The following is a 25,170-nucleotide window of genomic DNA, read 5'->3' on the forward strand; positions in this document are numbered from 1 at the left end:
CCCTGGCTCGCTTGAGGGCCTGCGCGTCCTGGATCTCTCCCGCGTCCTGGCAGGCCCGTTCTGTGCCATGATCCTGGCCGACCTGGGAGCCGAGGTCATCAAGGTGGAGAGCCCCGACGGCGACGACTCCCGCCACTTCGGCCCCTGGTATAACGGCGAGTCCGCCTACTACCGGCTCTTCAACCGCAGCAAGTTCGGCGTCACCATGGACCTTAAGGACCAAGCCGAACGCGGCCGCCTGCTGGATCTCGCCCGGCGCTCCGACGTGGTGATCGAGAACTTCCGTCCGGGCGTCATGGAACGCCTGGGCCTGTCCCCAGCACGACTCCTGGAGGAGAACCCGCGCCTGATCATCGTCAGCATTTCCGGTTTTGGCCAGGACGGGCCGTTGCAGAAGGCGCCCGCGTACGACCTCATCGCCCAGGCCATGAGCGGGCTGATGTCGATCACCGGCCTGCGCGGCGGCGACCCGACGCGCATCGGCATCAGCATCGGAGACGTCATTCCGGGCCTGTACGGGGCCATCGCCGCGCTGGCCGCCATCAACGAGAGGCACACCACGGGCCGGGGCCAGCACATTGACGTTGCCATGCTGGATAGCCTGATCTCCGTGCTGGAATCCGTGGGCATGCGCGCCCTGCACGGCGAGGAGCCGGTAGCGTGCGGCAACGACCACGCCATGTCCACGCCGTTCAGCACGTACCAGACCGGGCGCGGCTCGATCGCGATTGCCATAGCCGGAGACCGCCTGTTCCCCCGCCTGACCGACGCGCTGAACCGGCCCGAGTGGCTGGAGGACCAGCGCTTCAGCGAGCAAACCCGCCGCAACGAGTTCCCGGTGGAGTTCCGGGCCGCACTGGAGGAGGCCCTCAGCCAGTTCACCGACGACGAGGCCCTCGAGCTCATGTCCGCCCACCAGGTGCCCGCGTCCAAGGTGTACAGCGTGAACGAGGCGCTGGACAGCGAGCATTCGGAGTACCGAGGCACGGTGGCCACGGAGTCGGACGGCTTCCGGACCCTGGCCTCGCCGCTGCGCTTGACCGGTTCGGTGGCACCCTCCCCCGCCCCCACGCTGGGCCAGCACAACAGCCTGATTGACCAATGGGCGTCCGGGCCCTTGCGGACAGGACGCTGAGTTACCCCGGTTAGAACGGTTGAATGGCTTCCCCTCCGCTTCCTCCGTGCTGGGCAGTTGCGCGGTATTCAAGCGGTGATCTTGGGTGGCGGTGTTCCCAGTTTCACGGACTAGGCTTGGTCCATGCCTTTGAATTCCCTGTCCTGGCGGATTGCTGTGCCTCTTGCCGTCGGCGCCCTGGTCGCGTTGACCGGCTGCGCCCCGTCCGTGGAGGTGTCCGCGGCCAAGGACTCCAACAATCCTGCCTGCGCGCCCATGATGGTGGCCCTGCCCGATTCCCTGGCGGACGCCGCGCGCCGCACCACCTCCAGCCAGGCCACGGCCGCCTGGGGCAATCCCTCCCAGATCATCCTGCGGTGCGGCGTGCCGCCCCTCGGGCCGACCACCGATCCGTGTGCCACTGTCAACGGCGTTGACTGGGTGCTCCAGCAGGGCGACCCCGTCTGGACGCTGACCAGCTACGGCCGTGATCCGGCCGTCCAGGTGCTGCTGGACCCGAAAAAGACTCCGGACCGCACCGTGCTGGCCCAATTGTCCAGTGCCGTGTCCAAGCTGCCACAGGTCCGCAGCTGTGTGGGACCCGGCGACGTGGTCCCGAGTGCGACGCCCTCAGCGGCAAGCACCGTGCCGACAGGCACCGCACCAACAAGCACCGCCCCCGCGAAGGGATAGGCGCTACTTCACGCCGAGTTTCCACAGCGACGTCACTTCCCGCGAACGGGCCTCAAAGAAGGGATCGGCGCGGTCCATGGAGCGGGGGTGCTGCGCCGGCGTGTCCAGCCTGCCAAGCACCTCCAGTCCGCCCCCTGCGATCCAGCCGAGGAGCTGCTCCCTGGTGCGCAGGCCCAGGTGCTCGGCCAGGTCGGAGATGATGAGCCAGCCCTCCCCGCCCGGTTCCAGGTGCGCGGCCAGGCCGTTGAGGAAGGCCCGGAGCATGCGGCTTTTGGGATCGTAGACGGCATTGTCCAGCAGCGTATGGGCCGTGCCGGGAAGCCAGGGCGGGTTGCAGACCGCCAGGGGCGCCCGGCCGGCCGGAAACATGTCGCCGAGCACCGGTTCAACCACGGCTGAGAGGCCAAGCAGCGCCAGATTTTCCTCGGCACAGGCAATGGCACGGGGCTCGCTGTCCGTGGCAATGACGCGCCGTACGCCGCGCCGGGCCAGGATGGCCGCCAGCACGCCGGTCCCCGTGCCGATGTCAAAGGCCAGTTCAGTGGAAGGCAGCTCCGCCTGGGCCACGAGGTCTAGGTACTCGCTCCGGATGGGGGCAAAAGTGCCGTAGTGCGGGTGGATGACGGCGTCCAGTGCCTCAACGCGGAGCCCCTTCCGGCGCCATTCCTGCGCCCCAATGGCGCCGAGCACGTCCTGCAGCGGCGCGACGGCGGCCGCCTCCACGGGGCCGGACGCCGCGAGCCAGGCGGCCGCAATATCCGGTGCGCGGCGCAGCGCCACGGCGGGGCCGGCCTCGAGCGGGACCAGCAGGAGCCCGAGAATCCGCGCACGCTGGGAGCGGGCCTGCCGGTGCCGGTAGAACTCTTCCGCGACGCCGCCGCCGTCGTGCTTCTTCCGCCCGGTGGTGCCGTCCGGCAGCCGCCGGGCGAGGGCCGACAGCAGCTGCCGGGCGTTGTGGTAGTCTCCCGTCCACAGCATGGCCCGGCCCTGCACGGCCAAGCGGTATGCCTGGTCTGCCGTGAGGGAATCGTCCACGGCCTCCACGGACTTCGGCGCCGCCACACCCGAGGCCGGGCGCCACAGGGCTGTGCGCTCCACGCCGTCCTGCGTCCAGGTGACCACTGCGGCGCCGTCCGGGGCGCCATGCTGGCCGGCGCTCAGCGCAGGCCGGTCTTCCTGGTCAGGGCCAGCTGGAGGAGTTCGTCAATCAGTTCGGGGTAGGACAGGCCTGAGGCGGCCCACATCTGCGGGTACATGGAGCTTGGCGTGAAGCCGGGCATCGTGTTGATCTCGTTGATGATGAGGTCCCCGGCAGCTGTGTAGAAGAAGTCCACGCGGGAGAGCCCCTCTGCACCGACGGCGTCGAACGCCACGGCGGCCTGCGCGCGGACACGGGCAATGTCGGCGTCCGGCATGTCGGCCGGGCAGCTGAGGTTCACGGCGTCGCCCTGGACGTATTTGGCCTCAAAGTCGTAGAACTGGTGGTGCGCGCCGTCCACCATGGCGATCTCGCCCGGCAATGAAACGCGCGGCGCGGCGCTCCCCCGGCCCTCCAGGACGGCGATTTCAATTTCGCGGCCCACGATGCCGGCCTCAATGACCAGCTTGAGGTCGTGTTTGCGCGCCTCCGCGATGGCGGCGTCCAGCCCGGCCGGGGAATCCACCTTGGAGATGCCCATGGAGGACCCGGCGCGGGCGGGTTTCACAAACACCGGGAAGCCCAGGGCGGCCACGCGTTCCCGGACCAGCCCGGGCGAAACGGTCCACTCGCGGTCCGTCACGGCAACATACGGGCCCACCGCCAGGCCGGCGGCCTCAAACACCACCTTCATGAAATGCTTGTCCATGCCGATCGCGGACGCCAGGACCCCGGCTCCCACGTAGCGGGTGTCGCTCAGCTCCAGCAGCCCCTGGATGGTGCCGTCCTCGCCCCATGGCCCGTGCAGCAGCGGGAACACGACGTCCACGGAACCGAGTTCCTCGGGAACGGCGCTGGATTCGGACACCACCAGCTGGTGGTCCCCGCCCAGGTGGGACAGCGAAACGGACTTGCCCCCGGCCACCACCTCAGGCAGGGTGCCCGCGGTCAGGGACCACCCGGCAACCTCATTGCCAGCCAGCACCCACTGGCCGTTTTTCGCGATGCCGATGGGGACGACGTCGTACCTGGTCCTGTCAATGGCACCCATGACCCCTGCCGCCGTGACACAGCTGACGGCGTGCTCGCTGGAGCGCCCGCCAAACAAAATGGCCACCCGGATGCGTCCGGGCGTGGCCGTGCCGGGAACTGGTGCTTGAGTACTCACGCGTTAATCGCCTTCGGATTTCAGTTGGCGGGCCAGCAGCAGCGGCCCGAGGTCGTCGACAGTCAGCTTACCTTCGAGGACACCGACCACGGCGTTGGTAATGGGCATCTCAACTCCCATTTTGGCGGCCAGGTCCTTCACGGCGCGCCCGGACTTGATGCCTTCGGCAGTCTGCGTCATGCGGTTGTTGACTTCCTCCAGCGTCAGCCCCTCGCCCAGCATCCGACCGGCCGTGTGGTTGCGGCTGAGCGAGGACGAGCACGTGGCCACGAGGTCGCCCAGCCCCGCCAGCCCCGACAGTGTCTCGGCCTTGCCGCCCAAGGCCAGAGCCAGCCGCGTGGTTTCCGCCAGCCCGCGCGTGATGACGGAGGCCTTGGTGTTGTCGCCCACCTTTTGGCCCTCGCAGATGCCCACGCACAGCGCAATCACGTTTTTCACGATTCCGCCGATTTCCACGCCCACCACGTCGTCATTGGTGTAGGGGCGGAAGTATGCGGGCGTGCACACCTCGGCCACCCACTTCGCCGTGCTTTCCGCCGCGCACGCCACCACGGATGCCGTGGGTTCCTGGCGCGCAATCTCCATGGCCAGGTTGGGCCCGGAGACCACCACCACGCGGTCCGGGGTGAGGTTCAGTTCCTGTTCAATGACCTGGGACATGCGCTGGTCCGTGCCCAGCTCCAGCCCCTTCATCAAGCTCACGACGACGGCGTCCGGCGCCAGGAGGCCGGCCCACCCGCGAAGCTGCTCGCGCAGGGTTTGCGCCGGGACTGCCAGCACCACCAGCTCGGCCCCGGCCAGGACTTCCCGGACGTCGGTGGAGGCGGTGATGTTCACCGGCAGCGCCGTGGTGGAGAGGTAGCGCGGATTCCTGTGGTGGTTGTTGATCTGGTCGACAACCTCCTGCCGGCGGCCCCAGAGCACAATGCTGCGGCCGGTGCCTTCCGCGGCATCGCCGAGCACCTTGGCGAAGGTGGTGCCCCAGCTTCCCGCGCCCAGTACGGCAACCTTGGCCGGTGCCAGGCCGTCCACAACGCTCACTTGGGGTCCCCTGTTTCCGGTGTGCCGGCGTCGTCCTTGCCCGTAGCACCGTGGGCCTTGGCGCCCCGCTCCACGAAGCGGCCGTGGGTTGACTGGTGGTGGGCCGTGGGGTCCCAGCGCTGGGCCGGCGCGCTCTCGCCGCGCAGCGGTTCCAGCAGGGCCGTGATGTCCGCCATGATGACCTCCGTCATGGCTTCCAGCGTGGCCTTGTCGCCCGTCCTGCCCATGAATTCGTCCAGGTTGACGGGGTCCCCCACCACCACATGCGTCTTCTTGCGGGGGAAAATCTTGAAGCCCTTGGCATAGCGGGGGAACACTTCCTGGGCACCCCAATGGGCCACCGGAACCACCTTGGCACCCGTGCTGAGCGCCAACCGCGCGGCGCCGGTGCGGCCCTTCATGGGCCACAACCCCGGGTCCCGGGTCAAGGTCCCCTCAGGATAAATAACGACGGCGCCGCCCTCACCCAGCACCCTTTCGGCGCCTTCGAGCGATTTCCCCGCCCCGACGCCGCTGCGCTCAACGGGGATTTGGTGGGCACCTCGCAGCACGGCACCCAGGACGGGCGTGCGGAACAGTCCGTCCTTGGCCAGGAAGTGGGGCATGAGGTTTTGGTTGTAGAGCATGTGGCCCACCACTATGGGGTCAATTTCGGTGCAGTGGTTGGGCACCACAATGAAACCCTCGCCCACGGGCAGTTTTTCCAGCCCGTGCCACTCCTTGCCCGTGAGCAGGTTCATGGCCGGGCGGGCCACGCCGGCCAGGATGGCGAAGAAAACGCGGGTGCGCAGGGACATTCCAGCGGGTTTGAAGGGCCGCTTGCGATCAGCCATTCCTACACCAGCGCCTGTTTGGAGTCGTGGACGTCAAAGTCGGCGCCGAGTGCGTCCAGCTTGCCGGTGAAGCGCTCATAGCCGCGGCTGATGATGTCAATTCCGGTCACGGTGGAGGTGCCCTTGGCGGCGAGGGCGGCGATCATGTGGCTGAATCCGCCGCGCAGGTCCGGGATGTCAATGCTGGTGCCGGTGAGCGGGGTGGAGCCTGAAATGACGGCCGAGTGGATGAAGTTGCGCTGGCCAAACCGGCAGGGGACACTGCCCAGACATTCGCGGTGCAACTGGATGTTGGCGCCCATGCGGGCCAGGGCCTCGGTAAAGCCGAAGCGGTTTTCGTAAACCGTTTCGTGGACAATCGACACACCCTGGGCCTGCGTCAGCGCCACCACCAGCGGCTGCTGCCAGTCGGTCATGAAGCCGGGGTGGACGTCGGTTTCCAGGACCAGGGGCTTGAGATCGCCGCCGGGGTGGTAGAAACGGATGCCGTCGTCGTGGATGTCCATGCCGCCGCCGATCTTGCGGAAGGTGTTCACGAAGGTCATCATGTCCCGCTGGCTGGCGCCCTCAACGTAAATGTCGCCGCCCGTCACCAGTGCGGCCGAGGCCCACGACGCCGCCTCGTTGCGGTCCGGGAGCGCCGTGTGGACGTAGCCGGTCAGTTCCTTCACGCCCTCAATGCGGATGGTCCTGTCAGTCTGCACCGAGATGATGGCGCCCATCTTTTGTAAGATGGCAATCAGGTCAATGATTTCCGGTTCCGTTGCCGCCCCGCTGAGCTCGGTGATGCCTTCGGCCCGGGTTGCCGAAAGGAGCACCTGTTCCGTGGCGCCGACGCTGGGGTAGGGCAGCGAAATCTTGGTGCCCTTGAGTCCGTTCGGTGCGGTGATCAGGATGCCGCCGCCCGTCTTGTCCACCACGGCGCCGAATTTGCGCAGCACTTCCAGGTGGTAGTCGATGGGCCGGTCCCCGATCTTGCAGCCGCCCAGGTCCGGGATGAACGCGTGGCCGATGGAGTGGATCAGCGGTCCGCACAGCAGGATGGGGATGCGGGAGTCGCCGGCATGGGTGTTGATTTCCGAGCTGGACGCCGTCTTGACGTTGGCCGGGTCCATCGTGAGGTCGCCCGTGACGGGGTCCTTGACCACCGTGATGCCGTGGATCTGCAGGAGTGAGGTGACAACTTCAACGTCCTTGAGCTCCGGCACATTGCGCAGGATTGACGGTGAGTTTCCCAACAGGGCCGAGACCATGGCTTTTGGCACCAGGTTCTTGGCCCCCCGCACCTGCACCCGTCCCTTGAGCGGAACTCCTCCGCGGACCGTAAGAATCCTGCCCATAAATACACATCCTTTGTTGCGGCTCGGTTCCCCTGGCATGCAGGAAGCCTCAGTCAAGCATAGTTTCTTCACCGAAGATGCCGAAACGGAACAGCCGATGGGGGCTCCGGCGTCGTGATTCCTTGCAGGATGCCGATTCGGACTTTTGATCCTCATATCCCGGGATCAATTGTCCACACCGGCATCCTGGACCAATCCGCCCCTTTCGGCCAGCCCCCGATCCGTCCTCCACAAGGGGAGCCGGGGACGGGGTTGTCCACATTCGGGGCGGTGGCCGGTTCCAAGCCGCCCGGACACGGAACCATTGACGCATGACCACGCTTGAATTGCCGCCCTTCATCAGTGCCCCGAGCAAGTTCGTCTCCGAGCACGGCAGCCGGCAGCTGTCCAGGCGCGCGGCGTCAGGGGAATTGGTCCGCGTGCGGCAGGGCCTTTACCTGCCCACGGAGGTGTGGGCTGCGCTGAAACCGTGGGAGCAGCACCGGGTTCGGGTCCAGGCCGTGCAAGAACTGGCCGTCAATCCGCCCGTTTTTGCCAGGGAATCCGCCGCCGAGGTGATGGGGCTTCCCGTATTCGGCGTGCCCCTCCTGGTCCAGACGGTCATCCCGCCCGGAACTCCGGGCGGGCAGAGCCGCAACGGCGTGCGGCGGATCATGGCGGTCCAAGGGGATCCGGAACCGTGGGCCATGTTCGGGCTCAGGGTGACCCGGCCAGTGGAGACGGCCCGCGACCTGGCCGTCCACCTGCCCCTCGAGCGTGCCCTGCCAGCCATGGACAAACTCCTGCAGGGCAAGATTCTCCCCGGCTCGCCCCACGGTACCAATCTGACGTTCGGGGAGGAGCACATGCGTGAATCCCTTGCCAGACTGGGCTCCATGGCCAAGCAGAACCGGGTCAGGCGGGTGCTTGACGTTGCCGACGCCGGCGCACAGTCAGCCGGGGAATCCAGAAGCCGTGCCATCATGATCCTCAATGGATTCCCCCGGCCCGTGCTGCAAAAGCCCTTCTTTGACGACTGGGGGCTGGTGGGCTATCCGGACTTTGACTGGGAGGAATTCAAGGTCATCGGTGAATTTGACGGCTTCGAAAAGTATTCTGCCCAGCGCTACCTCAAGGGCAAAACGCCGTCGCAGGTGGTTGTGGAAGAGAAGAAACGGGAGGACCGGCTGCGGGCGCTCGGCTACACGGTGGTCCGCTGGGTCTGGGACGACCTCAGGGATCCACGGCTGCTGGTGGCCAAGCTGCACAAGGCTGGACTGCCGTCCGGTTCCGGGAGCCGGAAACTTGTTTGATCGCTGCGGATGCCGATCCGGACATTTGAGCCTGAACTATCGGGCTCAATTAGCCGTTTCGACATCCTGGGGCCGGGACGGACATCCGCCCCCGGTGGACCAGGGGCGAAAGTCCGTATCGACATCCGGAGCGAAAGTCAGCTCTTGGCCGGCAGGGTGGTGGGCTTGAAGGACGGGCGCGTGGCTTCGAACGCGGTGATGGCCGGTTCGTCGCGCAGGGTCAGGCCAATGTCGTCGAGGCCTTCGAGCAGGCGCCAGCGGGTGTAGTCGTCAATCTGGAACGGCGCCACCACCGAACCCGCGGTGACCATCTTCGCCTCGAGGTCCACCGTAACCTCGGTGCCCGGCGCGTTCTCCAGGACCTTCCAGATCAGCTCGATGTCGTCCTGGGCCACCTCGGCGGCCACCAGGCCCTGCTTGCCGGAGTTTCCGCGGAAAATGTCGGCAAAGCGGCTGGAGAGCACGGCCTTGAATCCGTAGTCCTTGAGCGCCCAGACGGCGTGCTCGCGGGAGGAGCCCGTGCCGAAGTCCGCGCCTGCGACCAGCACGGAGCCGGCGTTGAACGGCTCTTGGTTGAGGATGAATTCAGGGTTTTTGCGCCAGCTCGCGAACAATGCATCCTCAAATCCGGTGCGCGTGATGCGCTTCAAGTAGACGGCGGGGATGATCTGGTCGGTGTCGACGTTGCTCTGGCGCAGCGGAACACCAATGCCGGTGTGAGTGGAGAACTTTTCCATGGGGTGAGCTCCTTACGCTACGGTGCTGGCTGCGGCGCCAACAGGTTCAAGGTCCGACGGCGAACTGAGGGTTCCGCGCACGGCCGTTGCGGCTGCGACCACGGGCGAGACCAGGTGGGTGCGCCCGCCCTTGCCCTGGCGGCCCTCAAAGTTGCGGTTGGACGTGGAGGCGCAGCGCTCGCCCGGCGCCAGCTGGTCCGGGTTCATGCCCAGGCACATGGAACAGCCGGCGAAGCGCCACTCCGCACCGAAGGCCAGGAAGACCTTGTCCAGTCCCTCGGCCTCTGCCTCGAGCCGTACACGGGCCGAGCCCGGGACAACCATCATGCGGATATTGGGGTCCTTTTCGCGGCCGCGGACGATGTCCGCCGCGGCGCGCAGGTCCTCGATCCGGGAGTTGGTGCAGGAACCCAGGAACACTGTGTCCACGCGGATGTCCTTCATGGGCGTGCCGGCTTCCAGGTCCATGTAGGCGAGCGCGCGCTGGGCGGCCGCCTTGGCGTTTTCGTCGCCGAAGGACTCAGGTGAGGGAACGGCGTCGTTCAGGGAAACGCCCTGGCCCGGGTTGGTGCCCCAGGTGACAAACGGTTCCAGGGTGTTCGCGTCCAGGAATACTTCGGCGTCGAACGCGGCGTCGTCCTCGGTGGCCAGGGACTTCCAGTACTCGACGGCGGCATCCCACTCGGCACCAACCGGGGCGTGTGGGCGGCCCTTGAGGAATTCGAAGGTCGTCTCATCCGGGGCGATCATGCCGGCGCGGGCGCCCGCCTCGATGGACATGTTGCAGATGGTCATGCGGGCGTCCATGGACAGGGCGCGGATCGCGGAGCCGCGGTATTCCAGGACGTAGCCCTGCCCGCCGCCGGTGCCGATCTTGGCAATGATGGCCAGGATGATGTCCTTGGAGCTGACGCCCGGGCGCAGGGTGCCTTCAACGTTGATGGCCATGGTCTTGAACGGCTTCAGCGGCAGGGTCTGGGTGGCCATGACGTGCTCCACCTCGGACGTGCCAATGCCGAACGCGAGCGCGCCGACGGCGCCGTGGGTGGAGGTGTGCGAGTCGCCGCACACCACCGTCATGCCGGGCTGGGTCAGGCCCAGCTGCGGGCCCACCACGTGGACGATGCCTTGTTCGGCGTCGCCCAGGGAGTGGAGGCGGACCCCGAATTCCTTGCAGTTGTTGCGCAGCGTCTGGATCTGCGTGCGGCTGGTGAGGTCGGCGATGGGCTTGTCGATGGCGATCGTGGGGGTGTTGTGGTCCTCCGTGGCGATCGTCAGGTCGGGGCGGCGCAGCGGACGGCCGGCCAGGCGCAGCCCTTCGAAGGCTTGCGGTGAGGTGACTTCGTGGACGAGGTGGAGGTCTATGTAGAGCAGGTCGGGCTGGGCTGCGTCGCCGTCGCCCTCGCCCTGCTTGACCACGTGGTCGCGCCAAACTTTTTCCGCCAGCGTCTTCGCTGCCCTGCGGGGCGCCGCCGTGGAAACTGCCGGCACCTGTGCTGAGCCCTGTGCGTCAGGTGTGGTTGCCTCGGTCACGGCCAGCTCCCTTCATGAATTGATCCCGGCGTCATGGGGCCATGGGATTGGCACGGCCGCCCGGATCTTTGGTTGTTATGGCTCCACTGTCCCAGCCTCGGGCCCGCGGATGCCAGCCCGCGGATTTGCATCTCACATGTTGAGACGTCAATATCATTACATGGACAATTCTAGTGGCGTTGGCGTCATCGATAAAGCGGCATTGGTGCTTGATGCACTGGAAGCCGGCCCCACCACCCTGGCCCAGCTCGTTGCGGCAACCGGCCTGGCCCGGCCCACCGTGCACAGGTTGGCACTGGCCTTGGTACATCACCGGCTGGTCAGCCGGGACATGCAGGGACGGTTTGTGCTGGGCAGCCGGCTGGTTGAGCTGGCCTCGGCGGCCGGCGAGGACCGGCTCATCGCCGCCGCCGGCCCGGTGCTCCTGCAACTGCGCGACTCCACGGGTGAAAGCGCCCAGATCTTCCGCCGCCAGGGTGATTCCCGCGTGTGCGTGGCGTCCGCCGAGCGCCCCATCGGCCTGCGCGATACCATTCCGGTGGGCACCCAGCTAACCATGAAGGCCGGTTCCGCCGCACAGGTCCTGCTCGCCTGGGAGGACCACGAGCGCCTGCTGGAGGGCCTCCACAACGCCCGCTTCACCCCCACCGTTTTGGCCGGCGTTCGACGTCGGGGCTGGGGGCAGTCGCTCGGCGAACGTGAGCCCGGGGTCGCCTCGGTGTCCGCCCCGGTGCGCGGCCCGTCCGGGCGCGTCATTGCCGCCGTCTCGATTTCCGGCCCCATTGAGCGCCTGACCCGCCAGCCCGGCCGCCTGCACGCGGAAATTGTCTGCAACGCCTCCCGCATCCTGACCGAGGCCCTGCGCAAGACCAACGACTGACCCTCTCCCCCGCCAACTGTGTGTCAGAAACTGCACGAAATCACCCTATTTTGACGTGTTTTCGTGTAGCTTCTGACACACAGTTTTTTAAGCGGGGGCGCGCGATCTCCTCAATGATGACGCGACGAAGTAACCACGGCCGCCAGTGTTGGCCCGCACCGGCGGCCAGTGTAGCGTCGATCCCGCACGCCCCGCAGCCGCTGCCAAGCCACCACCGATGGAGCACCTCCCGCATGAAGTCCCCGCTTGACCCCCGGCAACTGTCCGGTCCGCAGCTGTCAGACCCCGACTTTTCCCGGCGGTCGTGGGAAGGCACGCAGGGGGTCCATGCCCAGTTCGTGGACCTCGACGGCCCGGCCATCCAGCTCGGCTTTTCCTTTGACGGGGATTCCCGGCGCGCGGCGGGCCACAATCTGCCCACGAGAGGCACTGCCGTGAGCCGCGGGATGGTCAACAAGCTCGTGACCGGCGTCGAGCCCAACACCGAATACCGCGTGGAGCTTCAGATCCGGGGCACCGGGCTCATGTGGGGCATCTTCGACGCCGAGCACCGGCTCCACTACCGCGGGCTTGCCGCCGGGGGTCCCCGGGCCGAGCGCTACAAGGGCCAGCAGACGCCCGGCAACGGCACCGAGTGGGAAACCGTGACGGCCACCATCACCACCGGCCCGCGCACCACCGAACTGAACGCCTTCTGCATCATGGCCGAAAACACCGGCCCGGGATACTGCCGCCGCATGGACGTGACCCGGGTCGGCCCGGCCGCACACCCCGCCCGCGCCCCCGAGACCTGGTCCGCTCCTCCGCCGGCGCCCAACGGATTCCCCGTCACCATCCCCGCCGTCCGCCGCTTTGAAGCTGCCGGCGGCCGCTGGGCCCCGGCCGACGGCGTCGCCCAGGTCACCGTCGACCCCGCCTGCCGCGACGCGCTGGGCGACGTTGCCGGGCTGGTGGCCGCCCAACTGGCCGAAGCCGGGTTGGCCAGGGCCGCCGTCGTGCGGTTTGGCACGGCCGTGCCCGACGGCGTCCACCTCACCCTGGGTGCCGTGGACACCGCCGGTGCGGACCGCGTCCAGGCACATGAGGCTTATTCGCTGCGGGTGGCCGGGGACGGCGTGCACGTGGTTGCCGGCGGACCGGCCGGTGCGCTGTACGCCGGTGCCACGTTGGTTCAGGCGCTCAAGGGTGCCGGCGCGCTGCCACAGGGCACCGTGACGGACTGGACGGACCAGCAATGGCGGGGGCTCCAGGTGGATTCCGGCCGACGTTTTTACTCACTTGCGTGGCTCAGGGACCACATCCGGGACCTGGCCTACACCAAGCTGAACACGCTTTTCTTGCGCGTCAAGGACAGCGAGGGGCTCCGGATCGAAAGCGATGTGCTGCCCGGCGTTGTGGACAACAGTCCCGGGGGCGGGCACTGGAGCAAGGCGGAGGTCCGGGAGCTGGTGGAGTTTGCACTGCGGCACCATGTGAGCGTCATTCCGGAGTTTGACGTGCCGGGCCACTCGGAAATGGACACGCTGGTCTACCCGGAATTCATGTTTCCCGGCGGCGAGGGAGAAGCCGCCGGGTGGGACTATTCGCGCGCTGACGTGCGCCGGCTGCTGGCGGATGTGCTCCGCGAGACCGGCGAAACGTTTGACAGCGCGTTCGTTCATGTGGGCGGCGACGAGTTTTTCGGCCAGGACCACCCCAGCGCCCTGTCCTGGATCCGCGCCACGACCGGGGACCCGTCCGCCACCTCCGTGGACGCCTATCTCCAGCTGTTCAACGAACTGGCCGCCGCGATCCGGGCGGACGGGCGGGGCACCATCATGTGGAACGACATGATCAACGGCAGGAACAGGGCCGTGAGCCTGGACAAGGAAATCCTGATTGCCTATTGGGCGCAAATTTATGAATCGCTGTCCGCGGAGGAGCTCATCGCGGAAGGCCATCAGCTGATTGGGTCCTCCTCGGATCTGTACCACGACCTCTGGCCGCCCCTGAATCCGGACGATAAGCCAAACATGACCATCAACCAGCCGCTGCCCGAGTACCAGTGGGAAACGTATCTGAACCCCTACGTATACTCCCGCGGCTGGTCCGAACCGGCACGCCTGCCAGCCGCGGCCGAGTCCGGCTCCCACGGCCAGCTGTTCCCCATCTGGGACGACGCCCACGGCTGGGCCCCCGAGCAGCTGCTGACCCGCACCCTGCTCCCCCGCCTGCGCGTCCACGCCCAGTCCGCATGGAACTCGCCGCCGCCGGCAGCCACCTTTGCCGAATTCGACGAGCACCTGCGCTTCCTGGGCCACGCCCCGTTCTTCGGGACGGCTAGGGTTCCCGAGCAGGGTTCCCGGGTACGGCCGCCCGCCGGGTAGGGTTTTGCCATGACAAAATACGCAGTGTTCCTGCGCGGCATCAACGTGGGCGGCATCAACATCAAGATGGCCGATCTCCGCGCCGCACTGCAACGACTTCCGGTCACGGGCGCCAAGACGCTCCTCGCGTCAGGCAACTTTGTCTGTTCGGCGGAGGTCCCGGCAACTGAACTAAAGTCCCTGGTGGAAGGCTGCCTGCGCGAAAACTTCGGCTACGACGCCTGGGTGGTGGTCCTGGACCAGGCGCGGCTTGAAGCGGTCATCGCGGCCTGCCCGTACCCCGCGGACAGCACGGAACAGCACAGCTACGTCACGCTCTCCTCCGATCCGGCCATCCTTGACGAACTCGAAACGCTGGGAGGCGGGCTGGCCGGCGTCGAACTGGCAAGGCTCTCCCCCGAGGCGCTCGCCTGGCCGGCCCCTGCCGGCGGCACCCTGGATTCCCCCTTCAGCAAGCTGTCCGCCAAGGCCAAATACAAGAGCACGACGACGACCCGCAACCTGCGCACGCTGCTCAAGTGCCGCGACGCGATGGCACCGTAGCCCGGTTACTGGGCAGCGGCGAGGGCTTCATGGAACGCCCGGCAGCGGTCGACTTCGGCCTCCGTGGGGGCAACCACCAAGGCCTCCGCCGCCCCGGCGATGCCCTCCCGGAGCCGGCGCCGCGCCATGGCGGCACGCCCCCGGGCACCAGCCGCCGCAATGAGCTTGCTGGTCACGGCCAGAAAAATCCCCAGCACCACGCCAGCCAAAACCATCAGCGTGGGCAGCGGCCAGCCCTGCTCGCGGGGCACCTCCGGGACGGGCAGCTGAAAATAGCCCAGCGCAGCAAGCACGCCCAGCCAGGCCAGCCCGCCCACGGCCACCAGCAGCGCCAGCCACTGGATGACGGAGAACACCGGCCACCACCAGGCGCCCTTGTTCGCCTTCAGGTCAGCCGAGGCAACCGCCTGGTCCAGGGCATCCGGCAGGGCCTCGCGGTTGCTGCGGGCTGCCGCCCGGATGGAGGCCCGCCAAGGACCGGCGGCTCCGCTGCCCGCTGCGTCCGCAAAGTCGCGCACCGCCGAATCCAGCCGCGCCTGTTCAGCCACGCCGGCCGGCGGCAGCGAGGTCCGGTTCACGTCCGGCCCGCCTTCCCTGCGCAGGCTCAGGCGGCGCAGCGGATCCTGCCGGAAGCGGGACATCCACCTCGTCACGGGCCAGCCGGTCCGCCGTGTGGCCTCCAGCCGGTAGGACGTCTGCACGGCGGAGACCACCGTTTCCATGTGCACGGCGTCTGCAAGCCCGGCGGCGAGGGCCTTGCGGTCCTGCTGGTGGATCCCTGCGGCATCCCCCGCGCCGGCCGCGTCGGCGAGGTGGCGGGCGGCCACGGCCACGTCCGCAGCCAGCCTGGCGGACTGGGCCTGCCGGGCCTTCACGACGGCGGCGACCCGCCGGCGCAGCACGTCAATCCCTTCCCCCGTCACGGCTGAAACGCCCAGCACCGACACCTTGCCCAGTCCGTCGCGGTCCAGAATCGACGACAGCGATTCAAGCACTGGCTTGACCTCGGCAGTGGCCAGCCGGTCCACCTGGTTCAGGACCACCAGCGTCACGGCGGCGTGGGCGGCAAATGGCCTGACGAACTCGTTGTGGATGGCCGCGTCCGCATATTTTTGCGGGTCCACCACCCACACCAGCACATCCACCTGCCCGGCCAGGCGCTCCACGGTTTCGCGGTTGGCGCGCTGGACGGAGTCAAAGTCGGGCAGGTCCAGCAGCACCAGCCCCCCGGCGTCGTCGGTGAGGCCGGGCACCGGGCCGCCCTCGCGCCGCTCCGAAACCTCCAGCCAATCCAGCAGCGGCGCGCTCCCGGCCGGCTGCCACACCATGGCCAGCGCTTCGCTGGTGGTGGGCCGCCGCACGGCCACGCGCGCCGCATCCGTGGCGGCCACGGCGTTGAACAGAGACGATTTTCCGCTTCCCGTGGCGCCGAAGAACCCCACAACGGTGTGATCCGCGCTCAGGGACCGCCGCGAGGTGGCCCGTTCCAGGACGTCGTACGCCTGCTGCAGGGCGGAATCGTCCAGGCGGCCCTCACCAAGCTCGCGGGCTTCGTTGAGTGCCTCAAGCCGGCGTGCCAGGGCCGATTCCGTGCGTGCGTCGCGGTGCCGGCTCATGCGCCCTCCCCCAGTTTCGCCAGTTCCACGGCCAGCTCGCGAAGCCTGTCAGCTTGGGGTGTACCGTCCTGCTGCGTCCCCAGTCGCTCCAGGAAGCGCTGTCTTTGGCCGTCCAGCAATCCTTCGCACCGCTGATCCAGGGAATGGCGCGCCTGGTTGGCCAGCCGCCGCACTGCGTCCTCGCCGAACACGGCTTCCAGCAGTTTTTGGCCGACGACGGCGGTGCCGCCTGCGATGCCGATCTCCGCCCCCGTCAGGCCTCCGGTCAGGGAGAAGACGAAAATCATCAGGACCACGCCCATCCCGTTCACCCCGAAGGAAACCCACCGGGCCTGTGACCGCTTGGCGGCACCTTCCGTGCGTATCATGGCGAGCACGTCACCCTGCCAGGCGCGGATTTCGGCGGCGACGTCGGCGGGGAATTCGGCCGTGGTGCCGGAGAGGTCGTCCGTTCCCAGCAGCGCCCGGCCTGCCGGATCGGAGCGCCAGCGCTGGTCGGCATCCTCCGCCGCACGCGAGGCTTGGTCCACAATCACGGCCTGCAGCCCTGTTTCTATGGCGGCCTCCACCTTCACGGCCGGCGGCGGCTGCCCCTTGAAGAACGCGCCGATCCTGTCGCGGACGCGTCCGATCCCGCTTTCCAGTGCGCGGAAGAAGTCGCCCGTGCCCACAAAGTCCTGCCAGCGGGCCAGCACTTCCCCGCGCAGCAGGGAGCCGTCGCTGGTGGCCTGGGAGATGCGCCCCGCGGCGTCCGCGAACGAGGCGGTGACGTCGCCCGCCAGCTGCCGTCCGGCGTCGTCCTGGTCCTTGACCGCCTCCGCAAGGCCGGCCACTTTCCCGGACAGGGCGCGCACCGTGCCGTTGAGCGTGCGCCGCGCAATCCCGGAGCGCCCGGCCGCATCCGCGGCAATGCCCTGCAGCCAGTCGCGGATGGGCGCGGTGGCGGCAGGGGGCAGCATGCCCAGTGGATCCAGCGCTGTCTCGGCGACCACGAAAAGTTCGGCACCGGCCAGCCCCTCGCGGGCCAGCATGGAGCGGAGGTCGGCACTGACCTCCTCCGCGGCACCTGCAGGCACACGGTCCAACACCACAGCCACCAGAATGTCCCGGGAGGCGGCGTCCACCAGCAGCTTCCACGGCACGGCGTCGGCGTAGCGGTTGGCGGTGGTGACGAAAAGCCAAAGGTCCGCCGCGGCCAGCAGCTGTGAGGCCAGGGCGCGATTGTCATCGGAGATGGAGTCCACATCCGGCGCGTCCAGCAGGGCCACGCCTTCCGGGACGGCGGGGTCCGCAAGCAGCACAAGCGACTGCATGGCGGAGGGGTCCGGCGCGGCGCCGGCGCTGGTTGCAGGGGTTCCCGCGCCGGCCAGTTCCCCGCGGACGCGGGACAGCGTGGGCAGCACACGCGGGGAGGCAAACCATGGTGCGTCCTGCGGGTGGTGCAACAGGATGGGCTGGCGGGTGGTGGGGCGGATGGCGCCGGCCCGGGTGACGGGATGGCCCGCTAAGGCGTTCACCAGGGTGGACTTCCCGGCCCCCGTGGAGCCACCCACCACGGCCAGCAGCGGCGCGTCCAGGCTGCGGTACCGCGGGAGGATATAGTCATCCAGCTGGCCCACGGCGCTCCCGGCAGTCCTGCGTGCATCTGCAGTGCCGGGCAGTTCGAGCCCGAGCCGGAGCGAGGCCAGCTCCCCCCTCACACCCTCCAACAGCGCAACCGAAGCGTCCTGCACGCCGGCGGCACCGGCGTCGTCCCTGAAATTGCCATGGAAGGTTGGGTTCACAGCTTCATCATGCCAGTTCCGGCCCGTGCTGGGCGGGATTGCTGGGCGGAATCTGTGAAGTTGCTTGGAGCGGCGGGGTGAAGTACCTCGGAACGGCGCCGGGCATGCAAAAGGCCGGGAAGCTTTTCAACTTCCCGGCCTTGTTGGTGACCCCAGCGGGATTCGAACCCGCGTTACCGCCGTGAGAGGGCAGCGTACTAGGCCGCTATACGATGGGGCCCTAATACAACCGATTTTTGCTCGGTGAACTCCAAAAACTTTACTGGAATCTCGCCGAACACGCCAATCGAAAGGCGGCTCTTGCAAGCGCTGGGATACCAGGACTCGAACCTAGAATGTCGGTACCAGAAACCGATGTGTTGCCAATTACACCATATCCCAATGGCTGCGCTCCACCGCCGAATCCACCGGGTTTCCCCGGCCCTTCAGCGGCCCTTGCGCCGGGATAAAACTATACCTGAGAGTTTCCCAGACGCCAAAACGGAACCGCCCGGCACCCCTGAGGCGTGCATCACAGCTGGACGCCGGCGCGTGCCCGCGGCAGCATCAGCCCGGCCAGCCCCTGCACCTCGGCCAGGCCCCCAATGATCCGGACGCCTTCCACGGCCGCGGACGACGGCGGGCCCCCGCCTTTGCGGTCCAGCCAGACACCCTGCAACCCCGCCTGGGAGGAGCCCTCGGCGTCGATCACGTAGTTGTCACCCACGTAAAGCGTTTGGGCAGGAGTTGTGCCCAGCAGGCGGCAGCCTTCAGCGAAGACGCGCGGATCCGGCTTCGCCGCGTCCACCGTGTCGATGCCCACCAGCACGCGGATGCGGGACAGCCCCGCGACGTCCAGCTTGGCCCGCTGGTAGTCGTGGACGTTGTTGCTTACCGCCCCATACGGGACCCCGGCGGCATCCAGGGCGTCAAGGACGGGAACCACGTCCGGGTAGGCCCGGATGTAGGCGGGCTGGGCCTCCTCAAAGTCCGCAATCCACCGCTGCTCGGCCGCGGAGTCAAATCCCGACACGCCGAAATGGGCCATGACGGCCCGGGCCCGCAGGCCGCGCTGCTCGGCAAACGTGAATTCCCCGGCCACGTACCTGTCATAGAAGTGGTCCACGTCCGCCATGTACATGGCCGAGAAGGCGTCCCATTCCCCCGCACCCAAGTGCGGGACCAGCGGCCGGCTCGCCGCGATCATGGCGTCCTTCATGGCCTGGTGCAGGTCCACCAGCGTGTCGTCGATGTCAAACAAGACACCCCTGACCGGGGCCGCAAGGGCGCCCGGAACAGGGGTGCTGTGTGCCGTGGTGTCAGCCAAGTCAGCCCCGGAAGGCCTTGAGGCGGGCCAGCGAGGAATCCTTGCCCAGGATCACCATGGACTCAAACAACGGCGGGGAGATGCGCCGGCCGGACACGGCCGTGCGCACAGGGCCAAACGCGAAGCGCGGCTTGATGCCCAGCCCCTCCACCAGGGCGGCCTTGAGCGCGGCCTGAATGTCTTCCGCCGTCCAGTCCTGCACGGGCTCCAGCGCCGCAACGGCCGAATCCAGGACTTCGTCGACATTCTCGGGCAGGCCCTTGCGGGCATCCTCGGCGACGTCAACGGCGTCGTCGTTCTTGAACAGGAAGGACAGCATCTCGGGGGCCTCGCCCAGCAGCGTGATGCGCTCTTGGACCAGCGGGGCGGCCTCGGTGAGGATTTCCTCCTCGCGGGCCGTGAGCTGCGGGCCGACCACGCCGGCGGCCTGCAGGTACGGGACCAGGCGGTTGCGGAAGTCCGCTGCCTCCAGCATGCGCACGTGGGTGCCGTTGATGGCCTCGGCCTTCTTGATGTCGAAGCGGGCGGGGTTGCCCAGCACGTCATGGATGTCGAAGCGCTCCACCAGCTGGTCCACGGAGAAGATGTCCTCGTCGGCGGAGAGCGACCAGCCCAGCAGGGACAGGTAGTTCAGCAGGCCTTCCGGGATGAAGCCGTGGTCGCGGTGCAGGAAGAGGCTGGACTCCGGGTCGCGCTTGGAGAGCTTCTTGTTGCCGGCGCCCATGACGTAGGGCAGGTGGCCAAACAGGGGCAGGTACTCCGCGACGCCGATTTCAAACAGTGCCTGGTACAGGGCAATCTGGCGGGGTGTGGAGGAGAGAATGTCCTCGCCGCGCAGCACGTGGGTGACTCCCATGAGGGCATCGTCCACCGGATTCACCAGCGTGTAGAGGGGGGCGCCGTTGGGTCGGACCAGGGCGTAGTCCGGGACTGATCCTGCCTTGAAGGTGATCTCGCCCCGGACCAGGTCCGTGAAGGTGATGTCCGTGTCCGGCATGCGCAACCGCAATGCCGGCCGGCGCCCTTCTGACTTGAACGCAGCAATCTGCTCTTCCGAGAGTTCGCGGTCAAAGTTGTCGTAACCCAGCTTAACGTCCCGGCCGGCTGCCTTGTGACGGGCCTCGACCTCTTCCGGCGTCGAATAGGACTCGTAAACGTACCCTCCGGCCACCAGCTTTTTGATGACGTCCTGGTAGATGTCCCCGCGCTGCGACTGGCGATACGGGGCATGCGGGCCGCCCACTTCCACGCCTTCGTCCCACGTGATGCCGAGCCAATTGAGCCCGTCAAGAAGCTGCAGGTAACTTTCCTCACTGTCCCGCTTGGCATCGGTGTCCTCGATGCGGAAAATGAGCTTGCCCTGGGTGTGGCGCGCGTAGGCCCAGTTGAAAAGGGCCGTGCGGATCAGGCCCACATGGGGCGTTCCGGTGGGCGAGGGGCAAAACCTCACCCGGACAGGAGTTTCGGCGGTGACAGTGGGGATCGAGGCAGCAATAGTCATGATGAAACAAGTTTAGACGCACCGGATGGCCGGTCCGCGCAGCCGCCGGAATGACAATAGCCGCCGCTCCCCTTGACACCCCGTCAGGCCATCGGATAACGTACAACCAAATGGTTGTAGATGAGCTTCGCGAGACCGAGCTGGACCGCCTGTTCCAGGCATTCGCCGATGCGACGCGCCGGGACATTGTCCGGCGGGTGAGCGACGGCGGACTGTCCGTTTCCGGCTTGGCAGGGCACTATGCCATGAGTTTCGCGGCCGTGCAGAAACACGTGGCCGTACTGGAACGCGCCGGCCTGGTAACCAAGGAGCGGCGGGGAAGGGAGCAGCTGGTGCGTGCAAACCGCGACGGCCTGGATAGGGCCCGGCAGCTGCTCGACGAATATGAGGCACTCTGGCGGCAGCGGGCCGGGCGGATTGCCGACATCCTGTTGGAAGACGAGGAAAAACCATGACAGTCATCAGTTCAACCCAAAGCCCCGAGGCACTCAGCCTGACCATCGTCGCGGAGTTTGGTGCCGGCGTCGAGCGCGTCTGGCAGCTCTGGGAGGATCCGCGCCAGCTGGAGCGCTGGTGGGGGCCGCCCACCTGGCCGGCCACGTTTGAGGCCTTCGATTTCCAGCCCGGCGGCAAGGCCAGCTACTACATGACCGGGCCCGACGGCACCAAGGCGCGCGGCTGGTGGCGCTTCACCGCCATCGGCGCCCCCGATCGGCTGGAGCTCGAGGACGGCTTCGCCGACGACGACGGCAACCCGGTCGCCGAGATGGGCACCGGGCGCATGGCCATCACGCTGGAGGACACGGGCGCAGGGACTCGGATGACCGTTGCCTCCACCTTTGAAAGCGCGGACCAGATGGAGAAGATGATCCAGATGGGCATGGAGGAGGGAATGGGCGAGGCGATGGGTCAGATCGACGCGATCCTGGCCGGGCAGCCCGTTTAAGGCAAAAATGCCGCCGCTCCCGCATTTTGCCGCAGGTATACAGGCGGCAAAATGCGGCAGCGGCGGCAAATGTCAGCTGAACAGCTCATTCGCCGGCTCGTTGTCCTTCACGAACTGCCAGCCGATCCACAGCACTGCTGCGAACACCGGGATGGCGCACAGGGTCCACAGGCCCAGGTGGAAGACCGACCCGTCCGGACCTGTCATGGTGTCGAAGCCGATGAGGACGGTGATGGCCAGCAGGGCGGCCAGGCCCACCCAGCTGGTCCAGGGAGAGCCGGGCATGGGCAGCGAAGAGACCTTGCCCTTCTTGCGCCGGAGCATGATCTGGCTGGCGAAGATGGAGCCCCACGTGAAGATCACGCCGATGGAGGCAGTGTTCAGCGCCAGGTCAAAGGCATGCGATCCGCCCAGCCACACGTTGGCGCCCACGCCCACCACGTACACGGCGGCAATGGCCAGTATGGCCGCGTAGGGTACGTGGCGGGATGACATCTTGGTCAGCCACTTTGGTGCGTGGCCGTTGTTGGCCATGGTGCGGAAGATCCGGCCGATCGAGTACAGGCCGGAGTTGCAGGAGGACAGTGCGGCTGTGATGACGACAAAGTTCATCACGGAGCCCACCCAGTCAAGCCCCATGGAGGCGAACACGGTAACGAAGGGGCTCTCCCCCGACTTGTAATGGTCAGAGGGCATGATCATGGCCAAAAGGGTGACCGAGCCTACGTAGAAGATGACAATGCGCACCACCACGGCACGGATGGCGCGGGGCACCTCGCGCTCCGGGTTCTCCATTTCACCGGCCGTGATGCCCACCAATTCAATGGCGTTGTAGGCAAAGATCACGGCGTTCAGGACCAGGATCATGACCAGCCCGCCCTTGGGGAACATGCCGCCGTCGGCTTGGAAAAGGTTGCTGACGGTGGCGTGCTGGCCGCCCACCTTCGCGTTCGTGACCACCATGATGGTGCCCACCACCAGGAACATCACGATGGCGGCGACCTTCAGGCAGGACGCCCAGAACTCGAACTCGCCGAACGCCTTGACGCTGAGCAGGTTCACCGCCACCAGCAGCACCAGGGCGCACAGCGCGCTGAGCTCCACTGGCACGCCGGGGAAGAAGTACTGGAAGTACAGGCCGATCGCGATCAGCTCCGCCACGCCCGTCATGGCCCAGTTGATGAAGTACATCCACCCGGAGAGGTATGCGCCCTTCTTGCCGAAAAGTTCCCCGGCGTAGGAGACAAAGGACCCGGAGGTCTGCCGGTACATGACCAGCTCGCCCAGTGCCCGCATGAGCAGATAGGCGATGATGCCGGCTATGGCGTAGGAAAAAATCAGCGCCGGGCCTGTGGAAGCCAGCCTGCCACCAGCGCCCATGAAGAGCCCGACGCCGATGGCCCCGCCCATGGCGATCATGGTGACGTGGCGCCGCGAGAGGGTGCGCTGGTAGCCCTCCCCCGTAATGGATCCGGGCACAGGGGTGGCGAGATCGGTGGCGTTTTGTGACACGCGGGGGTCCTTAAGATCGGCTGGCGTCCTGCAAAATAGCCCCCGGGCACGCGCCAAAAGCGGGTGGGGGCGCAGAAGACCTGTCAATGCTACTACGGCAGCGGACACATTTCCGTGGCGTGGGCCACAGGCGGGCCGGGCCTCTGTGCTTAGTGGCGGACCACCGGGTTGGAGAGGCGCCCGATGCCCTCGATCTCCACGTCATAGCGGTCGCCCTCTGCAACCAGCCCGACGCCGGCAGGGGTGCCCGTCATGATGACGTCGCCGGGGAGCAGGGTGAAGGCGCGCGAAACGGTGGCGACCAGTTCACGGACGCTGCGCACCATCTGGTTGGTATTGCCGTCCTGGCGGAGTTCGCCGTTGAGCCAGCCCTGGATGCGGAGCTCGTCGGGGTCCAGCTCGGTTTCGATCCACGGACCCAGAGGTGCAGAGGTGTCAAAGCCCTTGGCCCGGGCCCACTGGCCGTCGGTTTGCTGGACGTCGCGTGCCGTCAGGTCATTGCCGCAGGTGTAGCCGAAGATGACCTCATCCACGCGCTCCTCGGGCACGTCCTTGCAGATGCGCCCAATGACGACGCAGAGCTCGGCCTCGTAGGAGACTTCCTCGGAAAATTCCGGCAGCACGATCGGCTCGCCGGGGCCCACCACGGAGGTGTTCGGCTTGAGGAAGAGCAGCGGGTGGACGGGGACCTCGTTGCCGAGTTCCCGGGCATGGTCGGCAAAATTGCGGCCCACCCCAATGACCTTGCTGCGCGGGATGATGGGAGACACCAGGCGGACGTCTTCCAGCGGGTACTTGATGGTGGTCCGCTCCACGCCGTTGAAGAACGGGTCCCCCTTGATGACAGTGACTACTTCACTGCCGGAGTCGCCTTCAACCACGCCGTACATCGGGTCACTGTCTACTACAAAACGGGCTATGCGCATGTGGACGAGTCTAGCCTTTGGGAGACGCCGAAGGGGACAACCATGCCGTTTTCTGCCCCGGTGCGGGTCATTCACTATGGGGGCGATCCGACCAGCTGCCGGCGGAGGTTCCCCGGGATTCCTGCCATGTCCATCTCCGCCTCCATGGTTGCGGCCCTGGCCTCCTGGTTTGAGTCGATCCCGGGCCGCGGCTCCCAGTTAGGCACGGTCCAGCCCAACCTGAACTCGTACGCACCCGTGTCGAACTTTGCGAAGTAGAAGTATGGGCTGCTCTCCGGGGTATGGCCGGTGGCCTGAAAGTCTTTGAGCCATTTCCGATATCCGGCGTCGCTTAGCTTGAAGGACAACCAGCCGCCCGCGCAATGCAGGACGGTGTAGTTTTCCGGGTGGGCATTGATGTCCTGGACCACCCAGGCATCGGGGTTGTCCATCGTTTTCACGAAATCCAAGCTGCAGGCCGCTCCTGTGTTCGGGTTGTCCACAGCTGCGTTTGGTGGGGCCTGCAGTGTTCCGGCCTGGCTTGCCGGCGGACCGCCAACCAAGGCGGGGCGGAGGGCCGGCGAGACTCCGAGTTTCTGTTGGACCTGCCGGTCCATCTCGACAGCCGTTGCAACGGTGGTGCCTCCGGCGGCCGCCAGGGTTTCCCAGGCCGGCACAAACAGTGTCTTGTTTACAACGTAATTGTTGCCGTCAAACCTGGCGAAGTAGATATCGCCGCGGATCCCGTCCCCCGCGCCGCTGCCCTGGCCCGCGCCCTGGTCCAGCAGCCGCTGGAATCCGCCGTCGGTCAGCCCAAACGCCAGCCACCCGCTGGCACATCCGAGCACTGTGAAGTCTCCGGGGTAAGATTCCAAGTTGTGCAGCATCGGGCCGGACTGACCCTGGGTGCTGACGTTGCCTA

22 protein-coding genes and 2 tRNA genes are annotated in these 25,170 nt (G+C 67.0%); 8 read left to right on the top strand and 16 right to left on the bottom strand.

The annotated features are described in order from the left end of the window. A partial coding sequence (locus LPN03_RS16005) for a CaiB/BaiF CoA transferase family protein (protein WP_262455007.1) occupies nt 1-1,135 on the top strand: 1,135 nt, incomplete at its 5' end. Between the two features lie 123 nt (nt 1,136-1,258). After that, nucleotides 1,259-1,807 (top strand): DUF3515 domain-containing protein, encoded by a 549-nt coding sequence (locus LPN03_RS16010; RefSeq protein WP_262455009.1) that lies wholly within the window; start codon nt 1,259-1,261, stop codon nt 1,805-1,807. Nucleotides 1,808-1,810: 3 nt separating this feature from the next. Here LPN03_RS16010 and LPN03_RS16015 read toward each other — a convergent pair whose 3' ends face one another. From LPN03_RS16015 to murA, 5 genes are read right to left on the bottom strand one after another with little or no spacing between them, the layout of a single operon-like run. After that, nucleotides 1,811-2,929, bottom strand: a complete 1,119-nt coding sequence (locus LPN03_RS16015; protein WP_262455011.1) for a class I SAM-dependent methyltransferase — start codon at nt 2,927-2,929, stop codon at nt 1,811-1,813. A gap of 35 nt (nt 2,930-2,964) precedes the next feature. After that, the gene (locus LPN03_RS16020) at nt 2,965-4,113 is read right to left on the bottom strand and encodes a D-alanine--D-alanine ligase family protein (RefSeq protein ID WP_262455013.1); all 1,149 of its coding nucleotides are present in this window, start codon (nt 4,111-4,113) and stop codon (nt 2,965-2,967) included. A gap of 3 nt (nt 4,114-4,116) precedes the next feature. Continuing rightward, nucleotides 4,117-5,154: an NAD(P)H-dependent glycerol-3-phosphate dehydrogenase gene (locus LPN03_RS16025; protein ID WP_262455015.1), complete on the bottom strand. Its 1,038-nt coding sequence runs from the start codon at nt 5,152-5,154 to the stop codon at nt 4,117-4,119. Beyond that, a complete protein-coding gene (locus LPN03_RS16030) occupies nt 5,151-5,987 on the bottom strand; it encodes a lysophospholipid acyltransferase family protein (RefSeq protein ID WP_262455017.1) in 837 nt (278 codons plus the stop codon). The genes LPN03_RS16025 and LPN03_RS16030 overlap by 4 nt, the downstream gene beginning before the upstream one ends. A gap of 2 nt (nt 5,988-5,989) precedes the next feature. Continuing rightward, nucleotides 5,990-7,327, bottom strand: a complete 1,338-nt coding sequence (gene murA, locus LPN03_RS16035; RefSeq protein ID WP_165181114.1) for a UDP-N-acetylglucosamine 1-carboxyvinyltransferase — start codon at nt 7,325-7,327, stop codon at nt 5,990-5,992. A gap of 311 nt (nt 7,328-7,638) precedes the next feature. Here murA and LPN03_RS16040 point away from each other — a divergent pair, with 311 nt between their 5' ends. Further along, nucleotides 7,639-8,619, top strand: coding sequence for a hypothetical protein (locus tag LPN03_RS16040; RefSeq protein ID WP_262455022.1), 981 nt, complete (start codon nt 7,639-7,641; stop codon nt 8,617-8,619). Nucleotides 8,620-8,756: 137 nt separating this feature from the next. Here LPN03_RS16040 and leuD read toward each other — a convergent pair whose 3' ends face one another. Beyond that, nucleotides 8,757-9,356 carry a 3-isopropylmalate dehydratase small subunit gene (leuD, locus tag LPN03_RS16045; protein ID WP_165181112.1) on the bottom strand — a complete coding sequence of 200 codons (600 nt, stop codon included), beginning with the start codon at nt 9,354-9,356 and terminating at the stop codon, nt 8,757-8,759. 12 nt (nt 9,357-9,368) lie between these two features. Continuing rightward, the gene (gene leuC / locus LPN03_RS16050; protein ID WP_262455042.1) at nt 9,369-10,847 is read right to left on the bottom strand and encodes a 3-isopropylmalate dehydratase large subunit; all 1,479 of its coding nucleotides are present in this window, start codon (nt 10,845-10,847) and stop codon (nt 9,369-9,371) included. Nucleotides 10,848-11,049: 202 nt separating this feature from the next. Here leuC and LPN03_RS16055 point away from each other — a divergent pair, with 202 nt between their 5' ends. The 3 genes from LPN03_RS16055 (at nt 11,050) to LPN03_RS16065 (ending at nt 14,678) form a co-directional block, all read left to right on the top strand. After that, nucleotides 11,050-11,769 carry an IclR family transcriptional regulator gene (locus LPN03_RS16055; protein WP_165181111.1) on the top strand — a complete coding sequence of 240 codons (720 nt, stop codon included), beginning with the start codon at nt 11,050-11,052 and terminating at the stop codon, nt 11,767-11,769. A gap of 233 nt (nt 11,770-12,002) precedes the next feature. Beyond that, nucleotides 12,003-14,135: a beta-N-acetylhexosaminidase gene (locus LPN03_RS16060; protein ID WP_262455025.1), complete on the top strand. Its 2,133-nt coding sequence runs from the start codon at nt 12,003-12,005 to the stop codon at nt 14,133-14,135. A gap of 9 nt (nt 14,136-14,144) precedes the next feature. Beyond that, complete coding sequence (locus LPN03_RS16065; protein WP_262455026.1) at nt 14,145-14,678, top strand: DUF1697 domain-containing protein; 534 nt, start codon at nt 14,145-14,147, stop codon at nt 14,676-14,678. A 5-nt stretch (nt 14,679-14,683) separates the two neighbouring features. Here LPN03_RS16065 and LPN03_RS16070 read toward each other — a convergent pair whose 3' ends face one another. From LPN03_RS16070 to gltX, 6 genes are all read right to left on the bottom strand, one after another. Continuing rightward, entirely contained in the window at nt 14,684-16,294 is a 1,611-nt protein-coding gene (locus LPN03_RS16070) for a GTPase (protein ID WP_262455027.1), read from the bottom strand. Next, a complete protein-coding gene (locus LPN03_RS16075; protein ID WP_262455028.1) occupies nt 16,291-18,078 on the bottom strand; it encodes a dynamin family protein in 1,788 nt (595 codons plus the stop codon). The genes LPN03_RS16070 and LPN03_RS16075 overlap by 4 nt, the downstream gene beginning before the upstream one ends. Before the next feature lie 144 nt (nt 18,079-18,222). After that, nucleotides 18,223-18,298 (bottom strand) — tRNA-Glu (locus LPN03_RS16080). Between the two features lie 89 nt (nt 18,299-18,387). Continuing rightward, nucleotides 18,388-18,459 (bottom strand) — tRNA-Gln (locus LPN03_RS16085). Between the two features lie 130 nt (nt 18,460-18,589). Then, nucleotides 18,590-19,384 (bottom strand): HAD family hydrolase, encoded by a 795-nt coding sequence (locus tag LPN03_RS16090; RefSeq protein WP_262455030.1) that lies wholly within the window; start codon nt 19,382-19,384, stop codon nt 18,590-18,592. Nucleotide 19,385: 1 nt separating this feature from the next. After that, nucleotides 19,386-20,885: a glutamate--tRNA ligase gene (gene gltX / locus LPN03_RS16095; RefSeq protein ID WP_262455031.1), complete on the bottom strand. Its 1,500-nt coding sequence runs from the start codon at nt 20,883-20,885 to the stop codon at nt 19,386-19,388. 110 nt (nt 20,886-20,995) lie between these two features. Between gltX and LPN03_RS16100 the strand changes: the two genes are divergently transcribed. Together LPN03_RS16100 and LPN03_RS16105 are read left to right on the top strand one after the other, a co-directional pair. After that, the gene (locus LPN03_RS16100; RefSeq protein ID WP_262455032.1) at nt 20,996-21,340 is read left to right on the top strand and encodes an ArsR/SmtB family transcription factor; all 345 of its coding nucleotides are present in this window, start codon (nt 20,996-20,998) and stop codon (nt 21,338-21,340) included. Further along, entirely contained in the window at nt 21,337-21,831 is a 495-nt protein-coding gene (locus LPN03_RS16105; protein WP_262455034.1) for an SRPBCC domain-containing protein, read from the top strand. Before LPN03_RS16100 ends, LPN03_RS16105 begins: the two co-directional genes overlap by 4 nt. A gap of 72 nt (nt 21,832-21,903) precedes the next feature. On the opposite strand, the gene LPN03_RS16110 is transcribed toward LPN03_RS16105, so the two are convergent. The 3 genes from LPN03_RS16110 to LPN03_RS16120 all read right to left on the bottom strand — a co-directional run. Beyond that, the gene (locus LPN03_RS16110) at nt 21,904-23,343 is read right to left on the bottom strand and encodes an amino acid permease (RefSeq protein WP_262455036.1); all 1,440 of its coding nucleotides are present in this window, start codon (nt 23,341-23,343) and stop codon (nt 21,904-21,906) included. Nucleotides 23,344-23,492: 149 nt separating this feature from the next. Further along, the gene (locus LPN03_RS16115; RefSeq protein WP_262455038.1) at nt 23,493-24,269 is read right to left on the bottom strand and encodes a fumarylacetoacetate hydrolase family protein; all 777 of its coding nucleotides are present in this window, start codon (nt 24,267-24,269) and stop codon (nt 23,493-23,495) included. 74 nt (nt 24,270-24,343) lie between these two features. After that, nucleotides 24,344-25,170, bottom strand: an 827-nt coding sequence (locus LPN03_RS16120) for a hypothetical protein (protein WP_262455040.1), incomplete at its 5' end; no start/stop codon positions are given.

This window comes from Arthrobacter sp. A2-55 (assembly GCF_025548615.1).
Taxonomy (GTDB): Bacteria; Actinomycetota; Actinomycetes; order Actinomycetales; family Micrococcaceae; genus Specibacter; species Specibacter silviterrae.